Origin of the sequence: Mesorhizobium sp. M1365, from assembly GCF_040317865.1 — a bacterium.
Classification (GTDB): Bacteria; Pseudomonadota; Alphaproteobacteria; order Rhizobiales; family Rhizobiaceae; genus Mesorhizobium.
The window spans coordinates 71,523-92,057 of record NZ_JAMYLG010000018.1; the positions used below are offsets into that span (position 1 = coordinate 71,523).

General features: G+C 62.8%; 15 protein-coding genes. 9 read left to right on the top strand and 6 right to left on the bottom strand.

What is annotated here, in order from left to right; translation table 11 throughout:
- Window positions 1–60: 60 nt before the first annotated feature.
- The 5 genes from NKH04_RS19890 (at window position 61) to NKH04_RS19910 (ending at window position 5,144) form a co-directional block, all read left to right on the top strand.
- The gene (locus tag NKH04_RS19890; protein WP_353044807.1) at window positions 61–843 is read left to right on the top strand and encodes a hypothetical protein; all 783 of its coding nucleotides are present in this window, start codon (window positions 61–63) and stop codon (window positions 841–843) included.
- Window positions 844–863: 20 nt separating this feature from the next.
- Complete coding sequence (locus NKH04_RS19895) at window positions 864–1,535, top strand: hypothetical protein (RefSeq protein ID WP_353044822.1); 672 nt, start codon at window positions 864–866, stop codon at window positions 1,533–1,535.
- Window positions 1,536–1,639: 104 nt separating this feature from the next.
- Window positions 1,640–2,395: a dienelactone hydrolase family protein gene (locus tag NKH04_RS19900; protein ID WP_353044808.1), complete on the top strand. Its 756-nt coding sequence runs from the start codon at window positions 1,640–1,642 to the stop codon at window positions 2,393–2,395.
- A 68-nt stretch (window positions 2,396–2,463) separates the two neighbouring features.
- Window positions 2,464–3,024 carry an RNA polymerase sigma factor gene (locus NKH04_RS19905; protein WP_352452095.1) on the top strand — a complete coding sequence of 187 codons (561 nt, stop codon included), beginning with the start codon at window positions 2,464–2,466 and terminating at the stop codon, window positions 3,022–3,024.
- Between the two features lie 2 nt (window positions 3,025–3,026).
- Window positions 3,027–5,144: a vWA domain-containing protein gene (locus tag NKH04_RS19910; protein WP_353044809.1), complete on the top strand. Its 2,118-nt coding sequence runs from the start codon at window positions 3,027–3,029 to the stop codon at window positions 5,142–5,144.
- Window positions 5,145–5,293: 149 nt separating this feature from the next.
- Here NKH04_RS19910 and bmt read toward each other — a convergent pair whose 3' ends face one another.
- Both bmt and NKH04_RS19920 read right to left on the bottom strand, forming a co-directional pair.
- Window positions 5,294–6,310 carry a betaine--homocysteine S-methyltransferase gene (gene bmt, locus NKH04_RS19915; protein WP_352831061.1) on the bottom strand — a complete coding sequence of 339 codons (1,017 nt, stop codon included), beginning with the start codon at window positions 6,308–6,310 and terminating at the stop codon, window positions 5,294–5,296.
- A gap of 88 nt (window positions 6,311–6,398) precedes the next feature.
- Window positions 6,399–7,241: a helix-turn-helix domain-containing protein gene (locus NKH04_RS19920; RefSeq protein WP_352539665.1), complete on the bottom strand. Its 843-nt coding sequence runs from the start codon at window positions 7,239–7,241 to the stop codon at window positions 6,399–6,401.
- 228 nt (window positions 7,242–7,469) lie between these two features.
- Here NKH04_RS19920 and NKH04_RS19925 point away from each other — a divergent pair, with 228 nt between their 5' ends.
- Window positions 7,470–8,480, top strand: a complete 1,011-nt coding sequence (locus NKH04_RS19925) for a fatty acid desaturase (RefSeq protein WP_352539666.1) — start codon at window positions 7,470–7,472, stop codon at window positions 8,478–8,480.
- Window positions 8,481–8,563: 83 nt separating this feature from the next.
- Complete coding sequence (locus tag NKH04_RS19930) at window positions 8,564–9,364, top strand: phosphate/phosphite/phosphonate ABC transporter substrate-binding protein (RefSeq protein ID WP_353044810.1); 801 nt, start codon at window positions 8,564–8,566, stop codon at window positions 9,362–9,364.
- A 109-nt stretch (window positions 9,365–9,473) separates the two neighbouring features.
- On the opposite strand, the gene NKH04_RS19935 is transcribed toward NKH04_RS19930, so the two are convergent.
- The 4 genes from NKH04_RS19935 to NKH04_RS19950 form a co-directional block, all read right to left on the bottom strand.
- A complete protein-coding gene (locus NKH04_RS19935; RefSeq protein ID WP_352614063.1) occupies window positions 9,474–10,787 on the bottom strand; it encodes a M24 family metallopeptidase in 1,314 nt (437 codons plus the stop codon).
- 25 nt (window positions 10,788–10,812) lie between these two features.
- Window positions 10,813–12,390, bottom strand: a complete 1,578-nt coding sequence (locus NKH04_RS19940) for an ArnT family glycosyltransferase (protein ID WP_353044811.1) — start codon at window positions 12,388–12,390, stop codon at window positions 10,813–10,815.
- Between the two features lie 88 nt (window positions 12,391–12,478).
- Window positions 12,479–15,064 carry a GcvT family protein gene (locus NKH04_RS19945; protein ID WP_353044812.1) on the bottom strand — a complete coding sequence of 862 codons (2,586 nt, stop codon included), beginning with the start codon at window positions 15,062–15,064 and terminating at the stop codon, window positions 12,479–12,481.
- A 132-nt stretch (window positions 15,065–15,196) separates the two neighbouring features.
- Entirely contained in the window at window positions 15,197–16,774 is a 1,578-nt protein-coding gene (locus NKH04_RS19950) for a trimethylamine methyltransferase family protein (RefSeq protein WP_353044813.1), read from the bottom strand.
- Between the two features lie 208 nt (window positions 16,775–16,982).
- On the opposite strand from NKH04_RS19950, the gene NKH04_RS19955 reads away from it, so the two are divergent.
- Window positions 16,983–18,143, top strand: coding sequence for an MFS transporter (locus NKH04_RS19955; protein ID WP_353044814.1), 1,161 nt, complete (start codon window positions 16,983–16,985; stop codon window positions 18,141–18,143).
- A 95-nt stretch (window positions 18,144–18,238) separates the two neighbouring features.
- Window positions 18,239–20,308, top strand: coding sequence for a prolyl oligopeptidase family serine peptidase (locus NKH04_RS19960; protein WP_353044815.1), 2,070 nt, complete (start codon window positions 18,239–18,241; stop codon window positions 20,306–20,308).
- The last annotated feature ends 227 nt before the right edge of the window (window positions 20,309–20,535 follow it).

The window sequence follows — 20,535 nt, forward strand, 5'->3', positions numbered from 1 at the left end:
CGGACAAGAAGGGGTGATTTGCGCGTTCGGGTGAGGACGAGCGGCGAGGGAACGGTGCCAATGCCTTTCAATCCAACCAGGCGAAACCGGAACATTGGCACGCCGAAGCAGGGCCATGGGCAAAACAACCGCATGATCGTTCCCCGACCGTGGACATCCGCCGGATGGTGTGCGGCGCAGCTCAATCCTGGCCAGACGCTGCGCAGGACGGTGAATGGCAGGGACGTAACGCTCATTGTCGAAAAGACGAGCGGTGGGTGTGTTCACGCATGCTCGGTCGAAGATGTTGTCTTCCTTCTCTCTCATGTTCCTCTCGCTGACTGGGCCGGGCTGGAAACATTTGTCTTGCGCCAACCGACGCGAAAAGCGCGCGTACTCAGACCGGCGTGGGGGCGGATGTTTTATTATGCCGATCTTGGTTTCCGCGGATCCTCCATCGAAAAAAGTGGTCCGGCCTTATTTTTGGAAGCCTGTAACGTTGGCGACACCATCGAATGGTCCACATCGCTGGACCCTGAGGATGCGGCAGAGTTGGACAGACTTCGTTTGGACGGTCACAAAATCAGCCGGGTTGGAAAGAAGCATCTCGTTTCCACCTCACTCGATTCCGTGCGAGCCACGCAGCTCTATCGCACGCTTCTGCATGAGATCGGCCACTGGGTTGATTGGCTTGGAAAAGTGGAAGCGCCGTTCGCCCAAGGTGAGGACTACTCAACACTTTATGACCGCTATTTTGCCCGGCCCAAAGGTGAAGTAGAGGCGTTTGCTCATCGCTACGCCGATAATTTGCGTGAGACGCTTGAGAAAAGGGGAGTAATTCCGTTTTCAAGGATCGAAGGGTGACAGAGTTCCTTGAGCGCAGCATGGTCGAAACCATCGCGGCAGCGCTTTCCGCCTCCGGCCTCATGCTTCGCGGCGGCTTCAATTTTGCAGGTGCTGAGGAGACACCTTCCGGTCTCTCCGGCGCTGCCGCCAGATCCGTTCTGCTGGTGGGGCAGGCGGGTGCCGCACCTTGGCCGCACTTCCTGCGCTGGTTGGAGAAACAGTCACAGCCGATCGACGATCCGCTCGACAGATGGTCTCGCGAAGTGATCGGCGCGGTGGCCGAAAGATTCGGGGCACGCGCGGTGTCGCCGTCCGACAGGCCTTATCTGCCATTCCAGCAATGGGCGATGCGTGCGGAGGGGCTGAAGCCGTCGCCGCTCGGCATTCTCATGCATCCGCAATATGGGCTCTGGCATGCCTATCGCGGCGCGCTGCTGTTCGAAGACGAAATTGCGCTCCAAGAACCCCGCGACGTGATTCACCTTTGCGACACATGTGCCGAAAAACCTTGCCTGAAATCCTGTCCGGTCGAGGCTTATTCTGCGGACGGTTTTGCACATGAAACCTGTCTGGCGCATGTGCGCGGGCAAAACGGCGCGCCCTGCCGGACCGGCGGCTGCCTTGATCGCAACGCCTGTCCTTACGACACCGATTATCGCTATCCGGCCGAGGTTCAGGCCTTTCACATGGCAGCATTCGCGCGTCTGTAGCGTCGCCGAATGCCGCACGAAATCTTGAAGCAGATCGCCTCATTACAGCTTGCGGCGACGGTCAGCGCGGATATCTATCGCACGACATGTCAACGGAGCGGGCGATGGCCAAGCAAGCGATCCAGATCAAGACGAGTGACGGCGTGGCCAAAGCCGGGCTGTTCCGCTCGGCAGCCCCAGCCAAGGCAGCGATCATCCTCTACATGGACGCTTTTGGCCCGCGACCGGCGCTCGACCAGATGGCGGAAAGGCTTACCGACGAAGGCTATGCGGTGCTGGTGCCGGACCTTTTTTACCGCAACGCGCCCTACGGCCCTTTCGAAGCCAAGACTGCGTTCAGTGACGAGAGGAACAAGGCCGCAATCACAGGTCTGCTCGGCGGCACGACCCAGGAGATGACGATCCGCGACAGCGGCGCTTTCCTCGACGCGCTCGCTGCCCAAGGCCTAACCGGGCCGGTCGGCATTGTCGGCTACTGCATGGGCGGAGCGCGGGCGCTGAACGCCGCGGCCAGCTATCCCGACCGCATCGCCGCCGCGGCCAGTTTTCACGGCGGCAATCTGGCTGGTGACGCCGCCGACAGTCCGCATCGGAAGGCCGCCTCGGTCAAGGCAAGGGTCTATATCGGCACTGCCGGTGTGGACCGCAGCTTTCCGCCGGAGCAATCGGCGCGGCTGGCCGAAACACTGCGCGCCGCCGAGGTCGATCATGTCATAGAGAACTATGCCGGCATGGCGCATGGCTGGTGCATGCCGGACCATAGTGCCTTCGATGCAGCCGGCGCCGAACGCCACTGGAAGCGGCTGACGATGCTGTTTGCGGAGACGCTCGGCCAAGGCACGCCAACCATTACGACGTGACCGCCCGCCAAAAAATTCTTTCCATCGCCCCAAGGAACCGCCATTAGCCTTCGTCCAACAGGCAAATGATGGCGATGATGCTGGACGAAAGCGAAGCCTCCGACGCCGAACTGATCGGACGGGCGAAGGGCGGAGACCGGGGTGCTTTCGGCAAGTTGCTCGAAAGGCACTATGGTTTCGTCTATCGCGCCGCCTATCGCTGGTGCGGGAAAAAGGCCGACGCCGAGGATATCGCCCAGGAAGTCTGCGTCCGGCTCGGGCGGGCGATCCGCGACTATCACGGCAGCGGTGCCTTCACGACGTGGCTCTACACCATGACGCTGAATGCGGCGCGCGACATGATGCGCAAGACCGCCCGCGAGACGGTCAAGACCGAGGCTTATGGCGCCTATGCGCTAATTTCGGGGGAAATCTCGGCCGAGCCGGAAGACCCGGCCGAGGCGCTCTGGGCAGCGGTGCGCAAGCTGCCGGACAAGCAGCGCGATGCGGTGCTGCTGGTTTATGGCGAAGGGCTGAGCCACGCCGCCGCCGCCGAGGCGATGGCGATCTCGGAGACGACGGTTTCCTGGCACATCCATGAAGCGAAGAAACGGCTGAAGACGCTGATGCGTTCAGCCGGGGAAGTGTGACCATGGTCGACGACAACGAACTGAACAGACTGCGCGACATCGCAGCACCGGCGCCGGACGCGGACGCAAAGGCGCGTGCCCTCCAGGCCGCGCTGCGCGCCTATGACATGGAAGAAAAAACTTTGCCGGGCGCCCAAGGATCGGTGAGCGGGCTTCGTCTCACAGAGCGAGCACAAAGGCTCTGGAGCGAAATCATGCAAAAGAAACTCTTCGCCACGCCGGCCATTGCCGGGCTCGTTGCCCTGCCGATCGCCGGATACGCTACCATTTATATGCTGGGGGAATCCAAATTCGGCGGGCCCGAATTCGGCGGGGATAAGATCACCGAAACGCTGGCTGACAAGCCGACGACCGTCAAACCGCCGGTCGTTGCCGAAGCGGACAAGCAGAAGAAGGCGGACGCCGACAGTGAAAGCCGCGACACCGGCGAGGCGCTTGTGGCGCCGACATCGCCGCCGAAGGCGGAATCGACCGCAGTCGGCGGGCTGACGCAGCAGGATGTGCTCAGCCGCAATGCACCCGAACCGCAGCCGAGCAGCGAGCTTGCGTTGAACGGCGACGCAAGCTCCGCGGCCCCTTCAGCCGATGGCGGCGCGCGGGTCGGCCGCATGCCTGGCACGGTTGCCGAGCCCAAGCTGATGGCACAGCAGCCCGCCGCTGCGCCGGCCGACCAGATGCTGCCGCAAGAGGAAAACCGCGACCGCGTCGAGAATTTCAAGACCAACCCGGTGCATGCCGCACTTGAAGACCCGGTCTCGACCTTCTCGATCGATGTCGACACCGCTTCCTATTCCTTCGTCCGGCGCTCGCTCAAGGAAGGCTTTATCCCGCAGGCCGACACGGTTCGCGTCGAGGAGATGGTCAACTACTTCCCCTATGACTGGAAAGGCCCGGACTCCGCCTCGACGCCGTTCAACTCGACCGTCAGCGTCATGCCGACACCGTGGAACGAGCACACCAGGCTGATGCATGTCGCCATCAAGGGTTTCGACGTGAAGCCGGCCGAGCAGCCCAGGGCCAATCTGGTCTTCCTGATCGATGTGTCGGGGTCGATGAACGAGCAGGACAAGCTTCCGCTCCTGCAGTCGGCCTTCCGACTGCTGGTCAACAAGCTGAGACCTGACGACACCGTCTCGATCGTCACCTATGCGGGCGATGCCGGTACCGTGCTGGAGCCCACCAAGGCTTCGGAAAAGGACAAGATCCTCGCTGCCATCGACAATCTGACATCCGGCGGCTCGACGGCAGGCGAGGCCGGCATCAAGGAAGCCTACAGGCTGGCGCAGAAATCCTTCGTCAAGGACGGCATCAATCGGGTGATGCTCGCCACCGATGGCGACTTCAATGTCGGCCAGACCGACGACGACGACCTGAAGCGGCTGATCGAAAAGGAGCGCAAGACAGGCGTATTCCTGTCGGTGTTCGGCTTCGGCCGCGACAATCTGAACGACCAGATGATGCAGACCATCGCCCAGAACGGCAATGGCACTGCTGCCTACATCGATACATTGGCGGAGGCCGAGAAGGTGCTGGTCGAGGATGCCTCCTCGACACTGTTCACCATCGCCAAGGACGTGAAGATCCAGGTCGAGTTCAACCCGAACAAGGTCTCGGAGTACCGGCTGATTGGCTACGAAACCCGCGCCTTGAACCGCGAGGATTTCAACAATGACCGGGTCGATGCCGGCGAGATCGGCTCAGGTCATTCAGTCACCGCGATCTACGAGATCACGCCTAAGGGCAGCGGCGGCGAACAGATCGACCAGTTGCGCTACGGCCAGGCCTCGGTGAACAATGGCGGTGTCGCCAATGCCGACGAATATGCTTTCGTCAAGATCCGCTACAAGCTGCCGAACGAGGACACCTCGAAGCTGATCACCACGCCGGTAACGTCAGCCAATGAGGTGGCGTCGTTCGACCAGGCCAGCACCGACCAGCGTTTCTCTGTTGCCGTTGCTGCCTTCGGCCAGAAGCTGCGCGACGAGGATGCTACCGCGAAGTTCGGCTACGACAAGATCATGCAGATTGCCACCGCCGCCAGAGGAGCCGATCCGTTTGGATACCGGTCCGAGTTCCTCTCGCTTGTGCGCCTTGCCTCGGCGCTCGGCGGTAACCGGTAGTGGCAATGACGGCCGGTTTCTTTCAGATGGGATCGTTCTGATAGGGGGAGCCGGCCTACGGGCGGGTGAGGCAGGCCGGCGAGGGAAACCTTGCCGGCCTTTTTTCGCGGCCGCACTGCTTCGCGCGGACCATGTCGCAGACGAAAGGGTCAGGCGCGTCCGCGGCGCCGCTCGCGGCGGGCTTCGCTGGTCTCGGCGACATTGACCGTAGCCTGCTTGTTGCGCATCGGGCCGATGCGTTCGACGATCTGCTCGACGGTCGGGCGATCCGACTTGGTGTGCGCATCGAGCGCCTTGCGCATTGCGGCGAGGTGCTGGAACGAGGTGCCGCAGCAGCCGCCGACGATTTTGGCGCCGGCATCGACGGCGAGGCGCACATAGTCGGCCATCAGCTCGGGTGTGCCGGAATAGTAGATCTCGGCACCGCGAAATTCGGGAATGCCGCAATTGCCCTTGACGATCACCGTTGCTTCCGGCTTCGCCGCGGTCATGTCGAGCAGCGACGCGAGAATGTCGGAGGCGCCGACACCGCAATTGGCGCCGACACCGAGCGGTGTCTGCGACAGGCCATCGACGACGCCGTGGATGTCCTTCGGCAGCAGTCCCATCATGGTGCGGCCGGCGGTGTCGAAGGAGCCGGTATAGGTATAGGGCAGGCCGACGCGGATGGCGGCTTCGGCGGCGGCGCGGATTTCGTCAGGCGCCGACATGGTTTCGATCCAGGCGACTTCGGCGCCGCCGGCCTTCAGCCCCTCAATCTGCTCGGCAAAGGCTTCGACCGCCTCGTCATAGGTCATGGCGCCGAGCGGCACCAGCAGCTCGCCGGTCGGGCCGACGGAGCCGGCCACGATCACCTTGCGGCCGGCGTTGCCGGCGACGGCGCTTGCGATCTCGGCCGCGCGCTTGTTCAGCGCATAGACCCGGTCCTGCGCGTGGTGCAGCTTGAGCCGATGGCGGGTGCCGCCAAAAGAGTTGGTCAGGATGATGTCGGCGCCGGCATCGACAAAGTTCTGGTGCAGGCTGGTGATGGTGTCGGGCGCGGTCTCGTTCAAGAGCTCGGGAGCCTCTCCGGCCTCAAGGCCCATGGCGAACAGATTCGTGCCGGTGGCGCCATCGGCGAGCAGGACGCCCTTTTCGGCAAGCAGAGCGTCGATCGGATTGGTCATGTGAAATACGCCTTCCCGGAAGAATAACTGAGATAAGGATATAAAGAATTCTTTATGTGGCGTCAATGTCGGCACGTAGAGCAACCGGTCAAAATCGCATCTCCGCCAGCTTTCGTGTGAAGCTGGCCGCTTCATGCGCGTTGACGTCCGCGGCACGGATCAGATTGTCGAAATGGCTGGTCAGGATGCGGATCGGCTGCGTGGCGTTCAGCACCAGATACATGTCGCCGACGTAAATGGCGGCGCGATAGGGCCCGAAGATGGTGTAGGGGATCGAATAGCGCATCCGCCCGTCATAGAGAAACAGGCGGAAGGTGGGATAGAGGTCGTCGAGCAGCGTCGCCATGTGCAGGAGCTGCTGGTGGCGGTCGGCCTCCGGAAAGCGGTCCCACACGCCCAGCCCGCGCGCGAAGATCTCCAGCGTGTGGCGCGGCATACAGACTTCCATGTCGGTTTCGGGCCGTCGGTTGTAGTCGATGCGGTACTGCGTCTCGCCGGCCTGTGCCTCGCGGCTCTTGTTGGCGATGACAGCTTCGTAGTCGACAAGCGCCTCGGTGCGCAGAAGATCGGGAATGCCGGCCGGCACATAGCGGATTTTCGTTCCCGCCGCCTCGGCATGCCAGCGAGCCAGCAGCGTGCGGTCGAAGCCGTCCGGCGCCTCCTCGATCTCAAGGCTCTCGCGGATTTCACCGGTGACGCCCTCATCGTGACTGAGGCCGAGCAGCCAGTCGAGCGAGACTTTGAATTCGGCGGCGATGTTGAGCAGCGTTTCAGCACGGGGAAGGCGGGTCGAGGCGCCGGAGAGCAGCTGCGACAGTGCCGAACGGTCAATGCCAACCGCGGCGGCGAAGGCTGATTGGTTCAAATCGGACCTTGTCAAGAGCATTTTCAGGCGCTCGCGAAAGATCGTCGACAGGTCGCGCTTGTCCAAATCGCTACCCCATTCAATAGGAGGAAAAATTTGCGCTTAAAGCCGCGAACGCGGGCTTCAGGCGCAAATGAATCCTGTTGGCTGTTTACAATACATAACATATGCAGCTGAAAATGCGCAATCGCAACAGTTTGTGCGCTTTATCGCGTTGCGCCGACGCAACGCTCCTGACACAATGTTGTCAGGAATCAAACGGGTTCCGGCGACTGGAAGGCAGTGGTCGATAGCATGACGAGCATGGGCAACAGGCGACACGGCGCAATGGCCATCGAATGGCCGACAGCATTTCTCGCACTTCTCTGCTACGGCGGCTGGCTCGCTACCGGCTTCCTGCTCTGGCCCTCTTACCCGCTGCTGGCACTCGCCTTTCTGACCCTGATTGCGGCGCTGCAATCCTCGCTGATGCACGAGGTCCTGCACGGCCACCCAACCCGGAATGCGCGGCTCAACGAAGCCTTTGTGTTCCTGCCGATTGGCCTTGTCTGGCCGTTTCGCCGGTTCAAGACCATTCATCTGCGCCACCATGCAGACGAGCGCCTGACCGATCCGCTCGATGATCCCGAAAGCTATTACAAGGCTCTCTGGCAGCACGAGGAGCTGCCGTCGGCGATGAAATTCCTGCTGAAGGTCAACAATACGATGATCGGGCGTTTGGTGCTAGGCCCGTGGCTTTCCTGCATCGGCTTTTTCATCGACGACGCCAAGCAGGTTGCCGCGGGCGACAAGTCCATCCGCAAGGCATGGCTGCTGCATGCGATCGGCCTCGTCGTGGTGCTGCCTGTCGTGCAGTTCGGCTTCGGCATGCCGTTATGGCTCTACATACTGGTGCCGGTGTGGCTTGGGCAGTCGCTGATTTCGATCCGTACCTACGCCGAGCACCAATGGTCTGAACATCCGGAAGGCCGCACGATCATCGTCGAGCGCTCGCCGCTGTCCTTCCTGTTCCTCAACAACAATCTGCATTTCGTCCATCACAAGAGCCCGACGGTGGCCTGGTACAGGCTGCCGAAGCTGTTCGCCGACCGCCGCGACGAATGGCTGCGGATGAACAATGGCTACGCCTATCCGAACTATTTCGCGCTGCTCAAGGCCTATGCCTTCAAGGCGAAGGAGCCGGTCGTCCATCCCGTGCTGCGGCGCATGCCGGAACCGGGACGCGCATTCAAGCCGCGCGTCAGGGCACGCAGCCTCAATGGGCTTGGCAGCGCGCCGGTACCCGCCGAGCCGCCGAAAGAATGATTCTTGCGTTGTTGCAGGCGGTGCCGCGCGGACGACGCTTTCCTGACCTTGCCAATTTCCCCGCATAACGGTCAAATCCCGGCATGAGCGAATTCATTGCGGCTTTGCCGATGTACGACTGGCCGGAAGCGCGGGACGATGTCGACGCGCAATGGGCGCGGCTGCGCGATGCTTTCAGACAAAAAGGCATCGATGCGCCGGAGACGATCATTCGCCGCACCGGCGATTTGCCCCCCGTGCCTGGCGGTATTCGCGACGATCAGGGAAAACCCATCGCGCCCGATCCGGCGACATTGCCGCCGGACGAACTGGATTTTCACCAGCTCTGGCTGCATCCGGCGCTGCTCTTTGCGCAAACCTGCTGGGGACCGATGGAACTCGGCCTGTCGCAGCGTGTCCAGCTCATCGGCCAGCCGCGTTACGACGCCTTCGAGGGTGGACAGGGCGAACTCTATTCGAGCGCCATCGTCATGAGGGCGGGCGAGGCACCGCCGGCAAGGGCGCCGGCCGACGGCGGCGTCGTCATTCCGCTCGATCAGCTTCGCAGCAAGCGCTTCACCTTCAACAGCCTCGATTCCATGTCGGGCATCATCGCGCCAGCCCGCGACCTGCAAGCATTGGGCGAGAGTTTGGATATCTTTTCCGCGCTGAGCGAAAGCTGTGGGCACCGTGCTTCGATCGTTGCCGTTGCCGAGGGCAGGGCGGACGTCGCGGCGATCGATTGCGAGAGCTGGGCGCTGGCGCAGCGTTTCGAGCCGGCGGCGCAGAAGGTGACGGTCGTCGGCTGGACAAGGCGGCGCAAAGGCTTGCCGTTCATCACCGCCAGGACGACGCCGGAAACGATCGTCGCCGCGATGCGCGAGGCGATCGCGGCGCTCACGTAAAGCGCGTCGCGTTCGGTCGGCCTCATGCGACGCGCTTTAGATTCTTGTTTTATGCATGTCGTTATCGCAAAGCCGCTGCACACTTTTGCGCGACATGCATTAGCATCGCTCAGCCGCCAAGCAGCCGATTGTCGAGCGGGTAGGTCGAAAGCTTCTCGTAGCCGGTTTCAGTGATCAGGATCTGTTCTTCGATCTTGACGCCTTCGTAGCCGCCAAGCCGACCGATATAGCTCTCGACGCACAGCACCATGCCAGGTTCGAGCACTCCGTCCGGTGTGTCGTCGGTCCAGTCGCCAGCATGCGGCAAAGTCGGGTATTCGTCGGCAAGGCCGACGCCGTGATAGAGCACCCCGTAACGGGCCGGGAAGCAGTCTCCCGGTGGCACTGACGAGCCCTCGACGAGGTCGCGGAACGATATGCCCGGCCGCATCAGCTCCGTGTTGTGGGCGATCTGGTCGGCGGCGATGCGGAACAGGTCGCGCTGCTCCTGCGACGGCGGCGCGTCACCGCAAAGCCAGGTGCGCGAAAGGTCGGCGCAGAAGCCGTAAGGACCGATCAGGTCGGTGTCGAAAGCGACGAGCTCGCCGGCCTTGATCGTCCGCGACGAACACTCCTGGAACCATGGATTGGTGCGCGGACCCGACGACAGGAGCCGGGTTTCGATCCATTCGCCGCCGCGCGCGATGTTGCCGCGATGGAGTTCGGCCCACAATTCGTTCTCGGAGATGCCAGGCCTCAACGCCTTCTCCATCTCGCCCATTGCCGCCTCGCAAGCGGCGATCGCCCGGCGCATGGCAAGGATTTCGTCGGGCGATTTGATCAGCCGCGCATTTTCCATCACCGCCTCGCCATTGCCGGTCGAGATGCCGAGGCGGGCGAGCTCTTCGATGCCCTCGGGATTGATGTGGTCGACTGCGATGCGGCGATTGCCGCCGCCATGTTCCAATACCAGGTCGGCAATGCCGGCTGCCCAGCGGCGGGCTTTTTGGCCGGTCAGCTCGCCGCTGTACAGATAAGCCCACGACACCGCCGGCCGCACCTCGTCGACGACGCCGGAATGATCGGAAAGGTGCTCGCAGGAGAAATAGTCGAACAGCACCACCGGGCCATCGGTGGCAACGAAACAATGCCTGGTCCGATTGTGTGCGACCCAGAGCTGCATGTTGGTTGCGTCGGTGGCATAGCGGATATTGACCGGATCGTAGAGCAGGGCTCCCGCATAGTCGCGGCGCTTCAGCTCGGCGCGGATGCGCTCGAGCCGATATCGGCGCATGGCGGGCAGGTCAGGAGCAGCAATGCCCGCCGCCTGCCATTCGACTTCCGCCAGCGCTCCATAGCCCAGCGCATGCTGGTTGAGTTCAGCGGCCTTCAGCCGCGATTTTTTGTGCAGCACATCGTTCGAGCCGTCCGGCTCGAACGGCATGATCTTGCGGTGATGACGGGGCCGGTCAGTCGGGTTCCTGTCCACCCTCGGCTCCTCCGCTAACGCCTTCCTTGGGCGCCGTGGTTGCTCCCACCGCCATTCTCTTCAATCTTACATAGGCGCCGGCCCGGGCGGACTTGCCGGTGCCGCGCAACAGCGGAACCATCATTTGCCGTGGTTGGCCGTCCGGCTCATAGCCGGCCGCTTTGAGCTGCTCCAAAATGACCGGACGCGGATCGTCTCGGTCAAGCCAGACGAGTACGGCCGGCTCCTGCATCAGCGTTTCGAAATTAGGCACTTCCTGGTCAAGTGCGACCAGTTTTGCGTCGACCAACCTCAGGTTTCCGACCCATGCACCATCAGATATTGCGGTTTTGACCGGTCCGTCCGCAGTCAGTTGGCGATAGAGGGCGGGGTAATCCACGCGGATCATCCGCGACAGGCCACTGGTCCCGTTTATCTGGACGTACCAGGTGGCCGGTGCGAGCAGCACGGCGATGATCGCTCCAGCCGCGATTACCAGGAGCTGCGCATTCCTGCCACGCGGCGCCAGCCGTTCCATAGTGGCGACGATGGCCAGCGGCAACATGAACAGGACCGGCAGCAGCCAGCGGTCCTTGACCACCGTCACGCCGGTGGCAAGTACAAGCATTGCCAGCATGGCCAAGCCGAGCGCCAAGGTACGCCGCAACAGAATTTCCCGAGCCGGACCTTTCGGGTGCCACTCGGAGAAACGAAACCCGGCCAGCCCGAAAGCCAGCGCGGAAACGAGCACGGGCAAGACCGCGAAATTGAAGGTGCCCATGATAAACTTGCCGGCGCCGACAAAGGCCGCCGCCATGCGTCCTTGTTGCGAGTCTATTCCGAACTTCTCGCCTCTCGACAACAAATCGGCGGGATGCATGAGGCTCCAATAGGTGGTTGGCGCCAGCACCAATATCGCGACCGCTATGCTGATCGCGAACTTCGGATCGAGGATTGCGCTGCGCCATTCGCGCAGCGACAGCACGGCCGCAACAAGGGCCACCACGAGGAAGACATCATTATATTTGGCAAGAATTGCCGCCGCGGTGGCCAGGCCAAACGCCGCATAGGCGATCATGCTTCGCCGCTCGAGAAGATAGGCCATGGCCAGCAGGAGCAGCGAGCAGAAGCCGACGACGGCGACGGAATGCGACAAGGCGCGCTGCGATTCCCAGACGATCTGCGGGATCGTAAACAGGCCGAACATGGCCGCCGCCGCTGTCGCTTTGGTGTAGCCGAACCGCCGCATGGCGGCGAACACGCTGCAGGCGGCAAGGAACAGCACGGAGTATTTGACGAGCTTCAGCGTGAAGATACTGGTGCCGAAAACATGCGCGGCCAGCCAGTTGATCCAGGTGTAGAGAGGCGGTTGCGAGCCGCCATATCCAGCCCAGAGATGCGGCACATAGATCAGTTGCTCCGCATCATCGATGCCGACGCCGGTTCCCGCCCAAGAGCTCAACAGGGACAGTATGATGGTCTGCAAGGCAAAATAAGCCGCGACCATGACGATCGCCGCCGGGAAGGGGCCGATCCGTCCCTCGGCCAGCCACTCGGCCCATCTCAGATTGTATTTCAATGAAATCTCATCGCCCTTGCCAGCAGAGTGTTGCCGGCTGCGCTAGCATGAAGAGTATGCTCCGCACAATGCGACCGGCTGGCTGCGTCTACGTCCTCATCTTTTCGCCGCTCGGGTCGAAGGGCGGTTCGACATTGATGCGTGCCGGCCGCCGTTGCCCGAGGATTTCGATCTCGAACAGGCCGGCGCTCTCGTTCTCGGCAAGCGCTGCCGGTACATAGCCTTGCGCCATCGACTTCTCGACATAATGCGCATAGCCGCCGGAGGTGACCCAGCCGACCACGCGCCAGTCGCCGTCGACAATGCCGCGCACGGCAGACGCGCCTTCGGCGGCGTTCGAGCCGCGCACTTCCTTGCCGCCCGCGTCGAAGCGCGGCGCGCCATAGCCATGCGGCTTTTCCACGGTGCCGTAATCCTTGCCGCCGACCTTGGCCCAGATCGGCTCATCGCCCATGACGTCTGCATCCGCGGCATCGACGATGAAGGAGACACGGCGCAGTTTCGGCCCTTCTGCCTGTTCCTTGGCCGCTGCTTCCCGGCCGATGAAGTCGTTCTTCTCTAGCTTGATGAAGCGGTCCATCGAGCCTTCGAACGGTCCGTAGATCGGACGTAGCTCGCGGAACCAGGTCGGGAAGTTCTTCTCAAGGCGCATAGAGAGCAAAGCCCGCATGCCGAAATCGACAAGCCCAAACTCTTCGCCAGCCTCCTTGATCGCCTTATAGACAAGGCGCTGGTAGGCAGGCGCCATCCAGATCTCGTAGCCGAGGTCGCCGGTGTAGGTGATGCGATTGACCATGCAAGGCGCGCCGCCGACCGCCATTTCGCGGAAATCCATAAAGCGGAAGGCCTTGGTCGAGATGTCGACATCGACCAGTCTCTGCAGCAGGTCGCGGGATTTCGGCCCGGCGATGGAGAGACCGACCAGCGTCTGGTCGAAGCGGTGGATGCGGATGCTTCCATCCTTTGGCAGATGCTTCTCGAACCAGCGCATGTGGTATTTTTGCGCTGCCGAAGAACCCCATATCATGAAGCGTTCTTCCCCACCCCTTGGGCCCGCCTTGGCGATGGTGAAGTCCCCGATCAGCCGGCCGAACTCGTTCAGCATCGGCGTCAGCACGATGCGGCCGGTCTTCGGCATGCGATTGGTCATCAGCCGGTTGAGGAAATCCTCGGCCCCCGGTCCGGAGACTTCGTATTTGGCGAAGTTGGCGATCTCGGTGACGCCGACCTTCTCGCGGGTGGCGCGCACTTCCTCGCTGATCGCGCCGAAATCATTGGAGCGGTGGAAGGACACGACGTCCTTCGGCTCCGAGCCTCTCGGCGCGAACCAGAGCGGGGTTTCGAGACCCCAGCTGTCGCCCATGACGGCGTTGTTGGCGAGCATGGTGTCGTAAAGCGGGGTCGTCTGTGCTGGTCTTGCCGCCGGTAATTCCTCGTTGGGAAAGCGGATGGAGAAACGGCGCGAATAATTTTCGCGGACCTTTGCGTTGGTATAGCGCAGCGTTGCCCATTCGCCGAAGCGCGCAACGTCCATGCCCCAGACGTCGAAGCCGGGGTCGCCATGGACCATCCAGTTCGACAGCGCCAGGCCGACGCCGCCGCCCTGGCTGAAGCCGGCCATGACGGCGCAGGCGCACCAGAAATTGGTCAGGCCCTGCACCGGGCCGACCAGCGGGTTGCCGTCCAGCGCGAAGGTGAAGGGGCCGTTGATGATCTGCTTGATGCCGGCCTTTTCGATGCCGGGGAAATGCTTGAAGCCGATCTCGAGCGACGGCGCGATGCGGTCGATGTCTGGCTGCAGCAGCTCGTGGCCGAAATCCCAGGGCGTGCTGACCGGCGACCACGGCTTGCAGGCCTTTTCATAGGTGCCGAGCAGGATGCCGTTGCGCTCCTGGCGGGTATAGATCTCGCCCTTGAAATCGAGCACGCCAATCATCTCGCGGCCGGTCGACTTGTTGAATTCCTCGACCTCCGGCATCGGCTCGGTCAGGAGATACATATGCTCCATGGCCAGCACTGGCAGTTCGACGCCGACCATGCGACCGATCTCGCGCGCCCACAGGCCGCCGCAGTTGACCACATGCTCGGCTTTGACTGTGCCTTGCTCAGTGACGACGTTCCAGGTGCCGTCGACCTCCTGCGTCAGTTCCACGACGCGGTTGCGCAGTACGATCTCGGCGCCTAGCTTCCTGGCGGCCTTGGCATAGGCATGGGTGGTGCCGGAAGGGTCGAGATGGCCCTCGACTGGATCCCACATGGCGCCGACGAAATTCGTCTCGTCCATCAGCGGGAACATTGCCTTGGCTTCGGACGGCGTGATCAGTTCGGTGTCCATGCCGAGATAGCGGCCCTTGGCGTGGGCGAGCCGCAAGAAGTCCATGCGCTCGGGCGTGTCGGCCATCATCACGCCGCCGGTCAGGTGCAGCGAGCAGGATTGGCCGGAAATCTCCTCGATCTCCTTGTAAAGCTGCACCGTATAGGCCTGCAGCTTGGCGACGTTGGGATCGCCGTTCAGCGTATGGAAGCCGCCCGCCGCATGCCAGGACGAGCCGGAAGTGAGCTCCGAACGCTCGATCAGCATGATGTCGGTCCAGCCAGACTTGGCCAGATGATAGAGCACCGAGCAGCCAACGACGCCGCCGCCGATGACAACCGCTTTTGCATGAGATTTCATGAAGATAGATCCGTTTTTGAAGAGATTGAATCGAGTGAGCGGGGCGCGAAAACAAAGCGGAGATGGGATACAGCGATGTTTCGGGCCAGCCTGCCATCAAGACGGAGTGGGGGTCGACTACTCATCAGATGATCAAAAATCGGTCGGCGCGCCGCCTTCGGCCCGGCGCTTGTCGACGAAGGCGTTGAGCTCCTCCCGGATTGCCGGATCCATGTAAGGCTCTTCATAGGAGGCCAGCCGTTCCTTCCAGACGCGATTGGCCTTTTCGAGCGCCGTCGGCGATCCGGCCTCCGCCCAACTCTCGAAATTGCGCCAGTCCGAGATAATAGGCGCATAGAACGCGGTCTTGTAGCGGTCCTGCGTGTGCTGGGTGCCGAAGAAATGGCCGCCGGGGCCGACGGACTGTATGGCGTCGAAACCGAGTGCTTCCTCGGAAAGATCGAGCGGCGTCAGGAACTCTGCGACCATCTGCAACAGGTCTATATCCAGGATGGTCTTCTCATAGGAGCAGCGCAGGCCGCCTTCGAGCCAGCCGGCGGCATGCATCATCAGGTTGCCGCCGCCCTGGATGGCGCCCCACAGCGAGAACACGCTTTCATAGGCGGCCTGCGCGTCGACCGTGTTGGCGGCGCAGGTGTTGGAGGTGCGGTAGGGGATGTTGTAGCGGCGGGCGAGCTGCCCGCCGACCAGCTGCGCCTTCATATATTCCGGCGTACCGAAGGCCGGCGCGCCGGACTTCATATCGACGTTCGAGGTGAAGCCGCCGTAGCCGACAGGCGCGCCCTTGCGCACCATCTGCGCGAAGGCGATGCCGGACAGCGCCTCGGCATTCTGTTGCACCAGCGCGCCGGCAATCGTCACCGGCGCCATGGCGCCGGACAGGGTGAACGGCGTCACGATGACCACCTGGCCCTTGCTCGACATCTGGATGATGCCTTCCATCATCGGCACGTCGAGCTTGAGCGGCGAATTGGTGTTGATGATGGTGAATACCGACGGCTCTGCGAGCAACTGCTCATGGCTGATGCCGCGTGCGATCCTGGTGATCTCGATGCCGTCGACGTTGCGTTCCTTGCCGAGCGAATAGATGTGGAACATCTTGTCGGTCAAAGTGGCGAGGTCACGGATGCATTCGAGGTGGCGCACGGACGGATGGATGTCGATCGGCTCGACCGGATAGCCGCCCGTGCAGTTCAATATGTTGTGCATCTGCGCAAGCTTGAGGAAGTTGCGGTAGTCCTGCTGGTTGCCTGGCCGGCGGCCGCGGTCGACGTCTGAGCAATTGGGTGCCGACGCCATCATTGAGATGATCAGATTATCGCCGCCGAAGCGCACGTCGTGCGCCGGGTTGCGGGCGTGGATGGTGAATTCCGGCGGGCAGTGCGCAACCAGTTCCAGGATCATGTCACTGTCGAAGCGCACCCGCTCGCTGCCTTCGCGGACATCGGCGCCATGCGCCTTCATGATGCGCCGGGCTTCGTCATGCAGCACGTCGACGCCGATTTCCCGCAACACGCGCAGAGAGGCGAGGTGGATAGATTCCAGCTCGTCGTCGGAAATCAGCCGGGTCGGCGCCAGCGGGTTCTTCAACTGCCGAAACGGCGGCTGCTCGAACGCCGCCGATCCGCCGGCACGCTTTCCCGCGCGGCCGCCGCGACGGGCGCGGTCGTTTGCCAATGCAGGTTCGGCGGGCTGAATGGCGGCGGTCATGATAGTCCTCGTACGCTGCGGCAATGCGGCGGCATAATGGACTGCCGCCCGGCCAGCCATTGCGGAGGCGGCGACCACTAGGACGAGGGAAGCGACATGCCTGAAGGGCAGCCGGAGGGATCGTCAGGCTCTTATCTCTTCCGGCTGGCGCAAGCGGTTTTCGTTGCCGGTGCTTACCGCGATGAAAGCGAAACGCTAGTCCTGCATCATGGACCGGGCGGAACAGGACAGCGGCGAGACAGTGCAATGGGCGGCGATCACCGGCGTGATCGCCACCGTCTCGGTGTTCGCCATCGCGCAAGGGCTGAGCTATCCGCTGTTGAGCTTCATCCTGCAGCGCCAGGGCGTCTCGCCGGCCATGATCGGCCTGTCGGCGGCAATGACGCCGATCGGCTTCATCGTCTCGTCGCCGCTGGTTCCGGCGCTGGCGGGGCGTTTCGGGGCAGGGCGCACCGCGCTTACTTGCGCGGCACTTTCCGCGCTGGTGCTGGCGCTGATCGGCTGGACGCAAAATGTCTATCTGTGGTTTCCTCTGCGCTTTTTGATCGGCGCCGTCACCAACCCGCTCTACGTGCTGAGCGAAGTCTGGGTGATCGCACTGGCGCCGCCGACACGCCGCGGCCGCGTCATGGGCATCTATTCGACCATCATTTCGGCGGGCTTTGCGGCGGGGCCGCTGTGCCTGCTTGCGGTCGGCACCGAGGGATGGCCGCCGTTCCTCGTCGGCATCGCCGCATTCCTGTTTTGCGGCGCCTGCCTCGCCTCGGTGCTGGCACGGCTGCCCAAGGTCGACGAGAGCGGGCACCGCGTTTCGGTGCTGGGGTTCGTGCCGCAGGCGTGGCTGCTGTTATCGGCGGTGATCGTGGCCGCCGGTTTCGAACAGGCGGTGCTCGCCTTGCTGCCGGTCTACGGAACACATTATGGCATCGCCGAAGCGCGCATGTCGGCGCTGCTGTCGGTGATGATCGCCGGCAACATCGCTATGCAGGTGCCGCTCGGCCTGCTGGCGGAACGACTGACGGCGCGGCTGGTGCGGTTCATCTGTGTTTCGATGACGGTGCTCGGATGCGTTCTGTTGCCGTTTCTCATCGAGACGCCGCTGATCTGGCCGTGCGTCTTCATCTGGGGCGCGGTTTCCTACGGCATTTACACGATGTCGATCATTGAACTCGGCGAGCGGTTCACCGGCTCGGCACTGGTCGCCGGCAACGCCGCCTTCTCGCTGATGTGGGGCGTCGGCGGCATCGCCGTGCCGCCGCTGGCGGGCAGCGCCATGGATGTTGTTGGCGCCGGCGGCCTGCCAATGACGCTCGGTGCCATTTGCCTGGCGCTGGCAGTTGTAACGGTCATTCGAGGACGGATGGTGTGAATGCCAGAAAGCCGCCGTTTCTGACGAATGACTTGAATATAAGCGGCCCCATGTCGATCTTGGCTATGCCGCCGCCCGACTCAACCGGAGACGTCATGACCAAATCGAATACCAAGGGCCAGCCGGGTTCGGCGGCCGAAGACCCGTTTCTCTGGCTTGAGGACAGGAGAGGCAAGCAGGCGCTCGACTGGGTGCATCACCAAAATGCAGTTACGGTCGGGGAGCTGCAGGGCGATCCGTCCTATCAGACGTCGTTCGAGACGGCGCTCGACCTGATAACAGCCGAGGATAACATCGCCGTTGGGGCCGCTGTCAACGGCTATGTCTATAATTTCTGGCAGGACCGGACGAACGTACTCGGCCTTTGGCGGCGCACCACCGTCGCCTCCTACAAGACCGACAAGCCGGAATGGCAGACGATCATCGACTTCGACAGTCTGGCGGCGAAAGAGGGGGTGAAATGGGTGTTCAGCGGCGCCAGTCGGCTCTACCCCGACTTCAGCCGCTGCCTGCTCAACCTGTCGCCGGATGGCGGCGATGCCAGCGAGATGCGCGAATTCGATATCGAAAGCAGATCGTTCGTCGATGGCGGCTTTCGCGCTCCTGCCTCGAAGTCGAGCTTTAGCTGGCTGGACGAGGACACGGTTATCGTTTCCGCCGCCTTCGAGGAGGACGACAAGACCCAGTCCGGTTATCCGCGCGTGGTCAAGCTTTGGCGGCGCGGCACGCCACTGGAAGCGGCGATGCCGATCTTCGAGGCGCTGAAGCAGGATCTTGCCGCCGGCGGGTCCGTCGAATTCGACGGCGACAAGCGTCATGTCTTCCTCGCCCGGACCATCGACTTCTTCGCCTCGCACAGTTTCCTGCGGCTGCCTTCCGGCGAGAACAGGCGCATCCCGTTGCCGGACGACGTCACCGATACAGCGCTGTTCAAGGGCCAGCTCGTCTTCGGCGTGCGTACCCCGTGGACTGCGCCGGACGGCACGCTGTGTAAGCCCGACGGGCTCTATTCACTCGATTTCGAGCGCTGGATCGAAACCGGGATATTCGGATCCCTCGATACCGTGCTCGAGCCGGCGCACCGCGTCTCGATCGCCGGCATTGCCCGCACGCAGGACCGGCTGTTCATCAATTTGATGGACAATGTGCGCGGCAAGGTCGTCGCCGGCGAGCGCAGCGACAGCGGCTGGGAGTTCAAGCCCGTGGCGTTGCCCGAAAACGGCAATGTCGGCATCAGCCATGCCGAGCATTTCGGCTCCAGCGTCTCCTTCTCCTTCACCGATTTCCTGACGCCGAGCTCGATCATCTGGTCGGACGACAACGCCGCGGGGCTGGCAACGGTGAAGTCGCAGCCGGCGCGTTTCGATGCGTCGTCCCTGGTCTCCGAACAGTTCGAGGTGCGCTCGAAGGATGGCACGATGATCCCGTACTTCGTCGTCAGGAGGCGCGACTTGCATGGACCCGTGCCGACATTGCTTTACGGCTATGGCGGCTTCGAAGTGCCGCTGCTGCCCGGCTATGCCGGCGTGCGCGGCAGGCTGTGGCTGGAGAAGGGCAATGCCTATGTGCAGGCCAACATCCGCGGCGGCGGCGAGTTCGGCCCGAACTGGCACCAGGCGGCGCTCAAGGCCAATCGCCAGAATGCCTTCGACGATTTCGCCGCGGTCGCGCAAGATCTGGTCAAACGCGGCATCGCCACGCCCGCCACGCTGGGCATCCAGGGCGGATCGAATGGTGGCTTGCTGACCGGCGTCTCGCTGACCCAGCACCCGGAATTGTTCGGTGCAGTGATCATCGACGTGCCGCTGCTCGATATGCTGCGCTACACCGAACTGCCGCCCGGCGCGTCGTGGATGGCCGAGTATGGCGATCCGGCGAAGCCGGAAGAGGCAGCCTGGCTCGCCGCCTATTCGCCCTACCAGCATGTAGACGCGGATGCAGCCTATCCGCCGGTGTTGCTGACGACCTCGACCGCCGACGATCGCGTCCATCCCGGGCATGCCCGCAAGATGGCGGCACGGCTGCAGGCGGCCGGCCATGGCAAGACGCTGTTCTTCGAGGAGACCGAGGGCGGCCATGGTGGACGCGGCGACCGGCGGCCGCAGGCCGCACAGGCGGCGATGAAGTACGTCTTCCTGCAGCGGGCCCTGACTGGCACCAATTGACTGGCACCAATTGACCGGCGTCGCTTGACCGGCACGGCTTGAACTGAGGGCTCGAGGCAGCCTAAGGTACATGCATGGCTCGGCTGGCGAAATCGGGTTGCGCATTTAGGGTGGCGGTGACGCCGTCGTCGCGCACGCTACGCGCCGAGTTGTTGCGGCTGTGCGCTCGCATCGGCTATTCGCCGCCCGCTGTCCTCTGACGAATCCGCCCCGGCGCGAAAGCTGCC

Bases quoted from the DNA above. Each gene is read 5' to 3' on its own strand.
- NKH04_RS19890 (WP_353044807.1), top strand. From the start codon at position 61: ATGCCTTTCAATCCAACCAGGCGAAACCGGAACATTGGCACGCCGAAG.
- NKH04_RS19895 (WP_353044822.1), top strand. From the start codon at position 864: ATGGTCGAAACCATCGCGGCAGCGCTTTCCGCCTCCGGCCTCATGCTT.
- NKH04_RS19900 (WP_353044808.1), top strand. From the start codon at position 1,640: ATGGCCAAGCAAGCGATCCAGATCAAGACGAGTGACGGCGTGGCCAAA.
- NKH04_RS19905 (WP_352452095.1), top strand. From the start codon at position 2,464: ATGGCGATGATGCTGGACGAAAGCGAAGCCTCCGACGCCGAACTGATC.
- NKH04_RS19910 (WP_353044809.1), top strand. From the start codon at position 3,027: ATGGTCGACGACAACGAACTGAACAGACTGCGCGACATCGCAGCACCG.
- bmt (WP_352831061.1), bottom strand. From the start codon at position 6,310: ATGACCAATCCGATCGACGCTCTGCTTGCCGAAAAGGGCGTCCTGCTC.
- NKH04_RS19925 (WP_352539666.1), top strand. From the start codon at position 7,470: ATGACGAGCATGGGCAACAGGCGACACGGCGCAATGGCCATCGAATGG.
- NKH04_RS19930 (WP_353044810.1), top strand. From the start codon at position 8,564: ATGAGCGAATTCATTGCGGCTTTGCCGATGTACGACTGGCCGGAAGCG.
- NKH04_RS19935 (WP_352614063.1), bottom strand. From the start codon at position 10,787: ATGCCGTTCGAGCCGGACGGCTCGAACGATGTGCTGCACAAAAAATCG.
- NKH04_RS19945 (WP_353044812.1), bottom strand. From the start codon at position 15,064: ATGAAATCTCATGCAAAAGCGGTTGTCATCGGCGGCGGCGTCGTTGGC.
- NKH04_RS19950 (WP_353044813.1), bottom strand. From the start codon at position 16,774: ATGACCGCCGCCATTCAGCCCGCCGAACCTGCATTGGCAAACGACCGC.
- NKH04_RS19955 (WP_353044814.1), top strand. From the start codon at position 16,983: ATGGACCGGGCGGAACAGGACAGCGGCGAGACAGTGCAATGGGCGGCG.
- NKH04_RS19960 (WP_353044815.1), top strand. From the start codon at position 18,239: ATGACCAAATCGAATACCAAGGGCCAGCCGGGTTCGGCGGCCGAAGAC.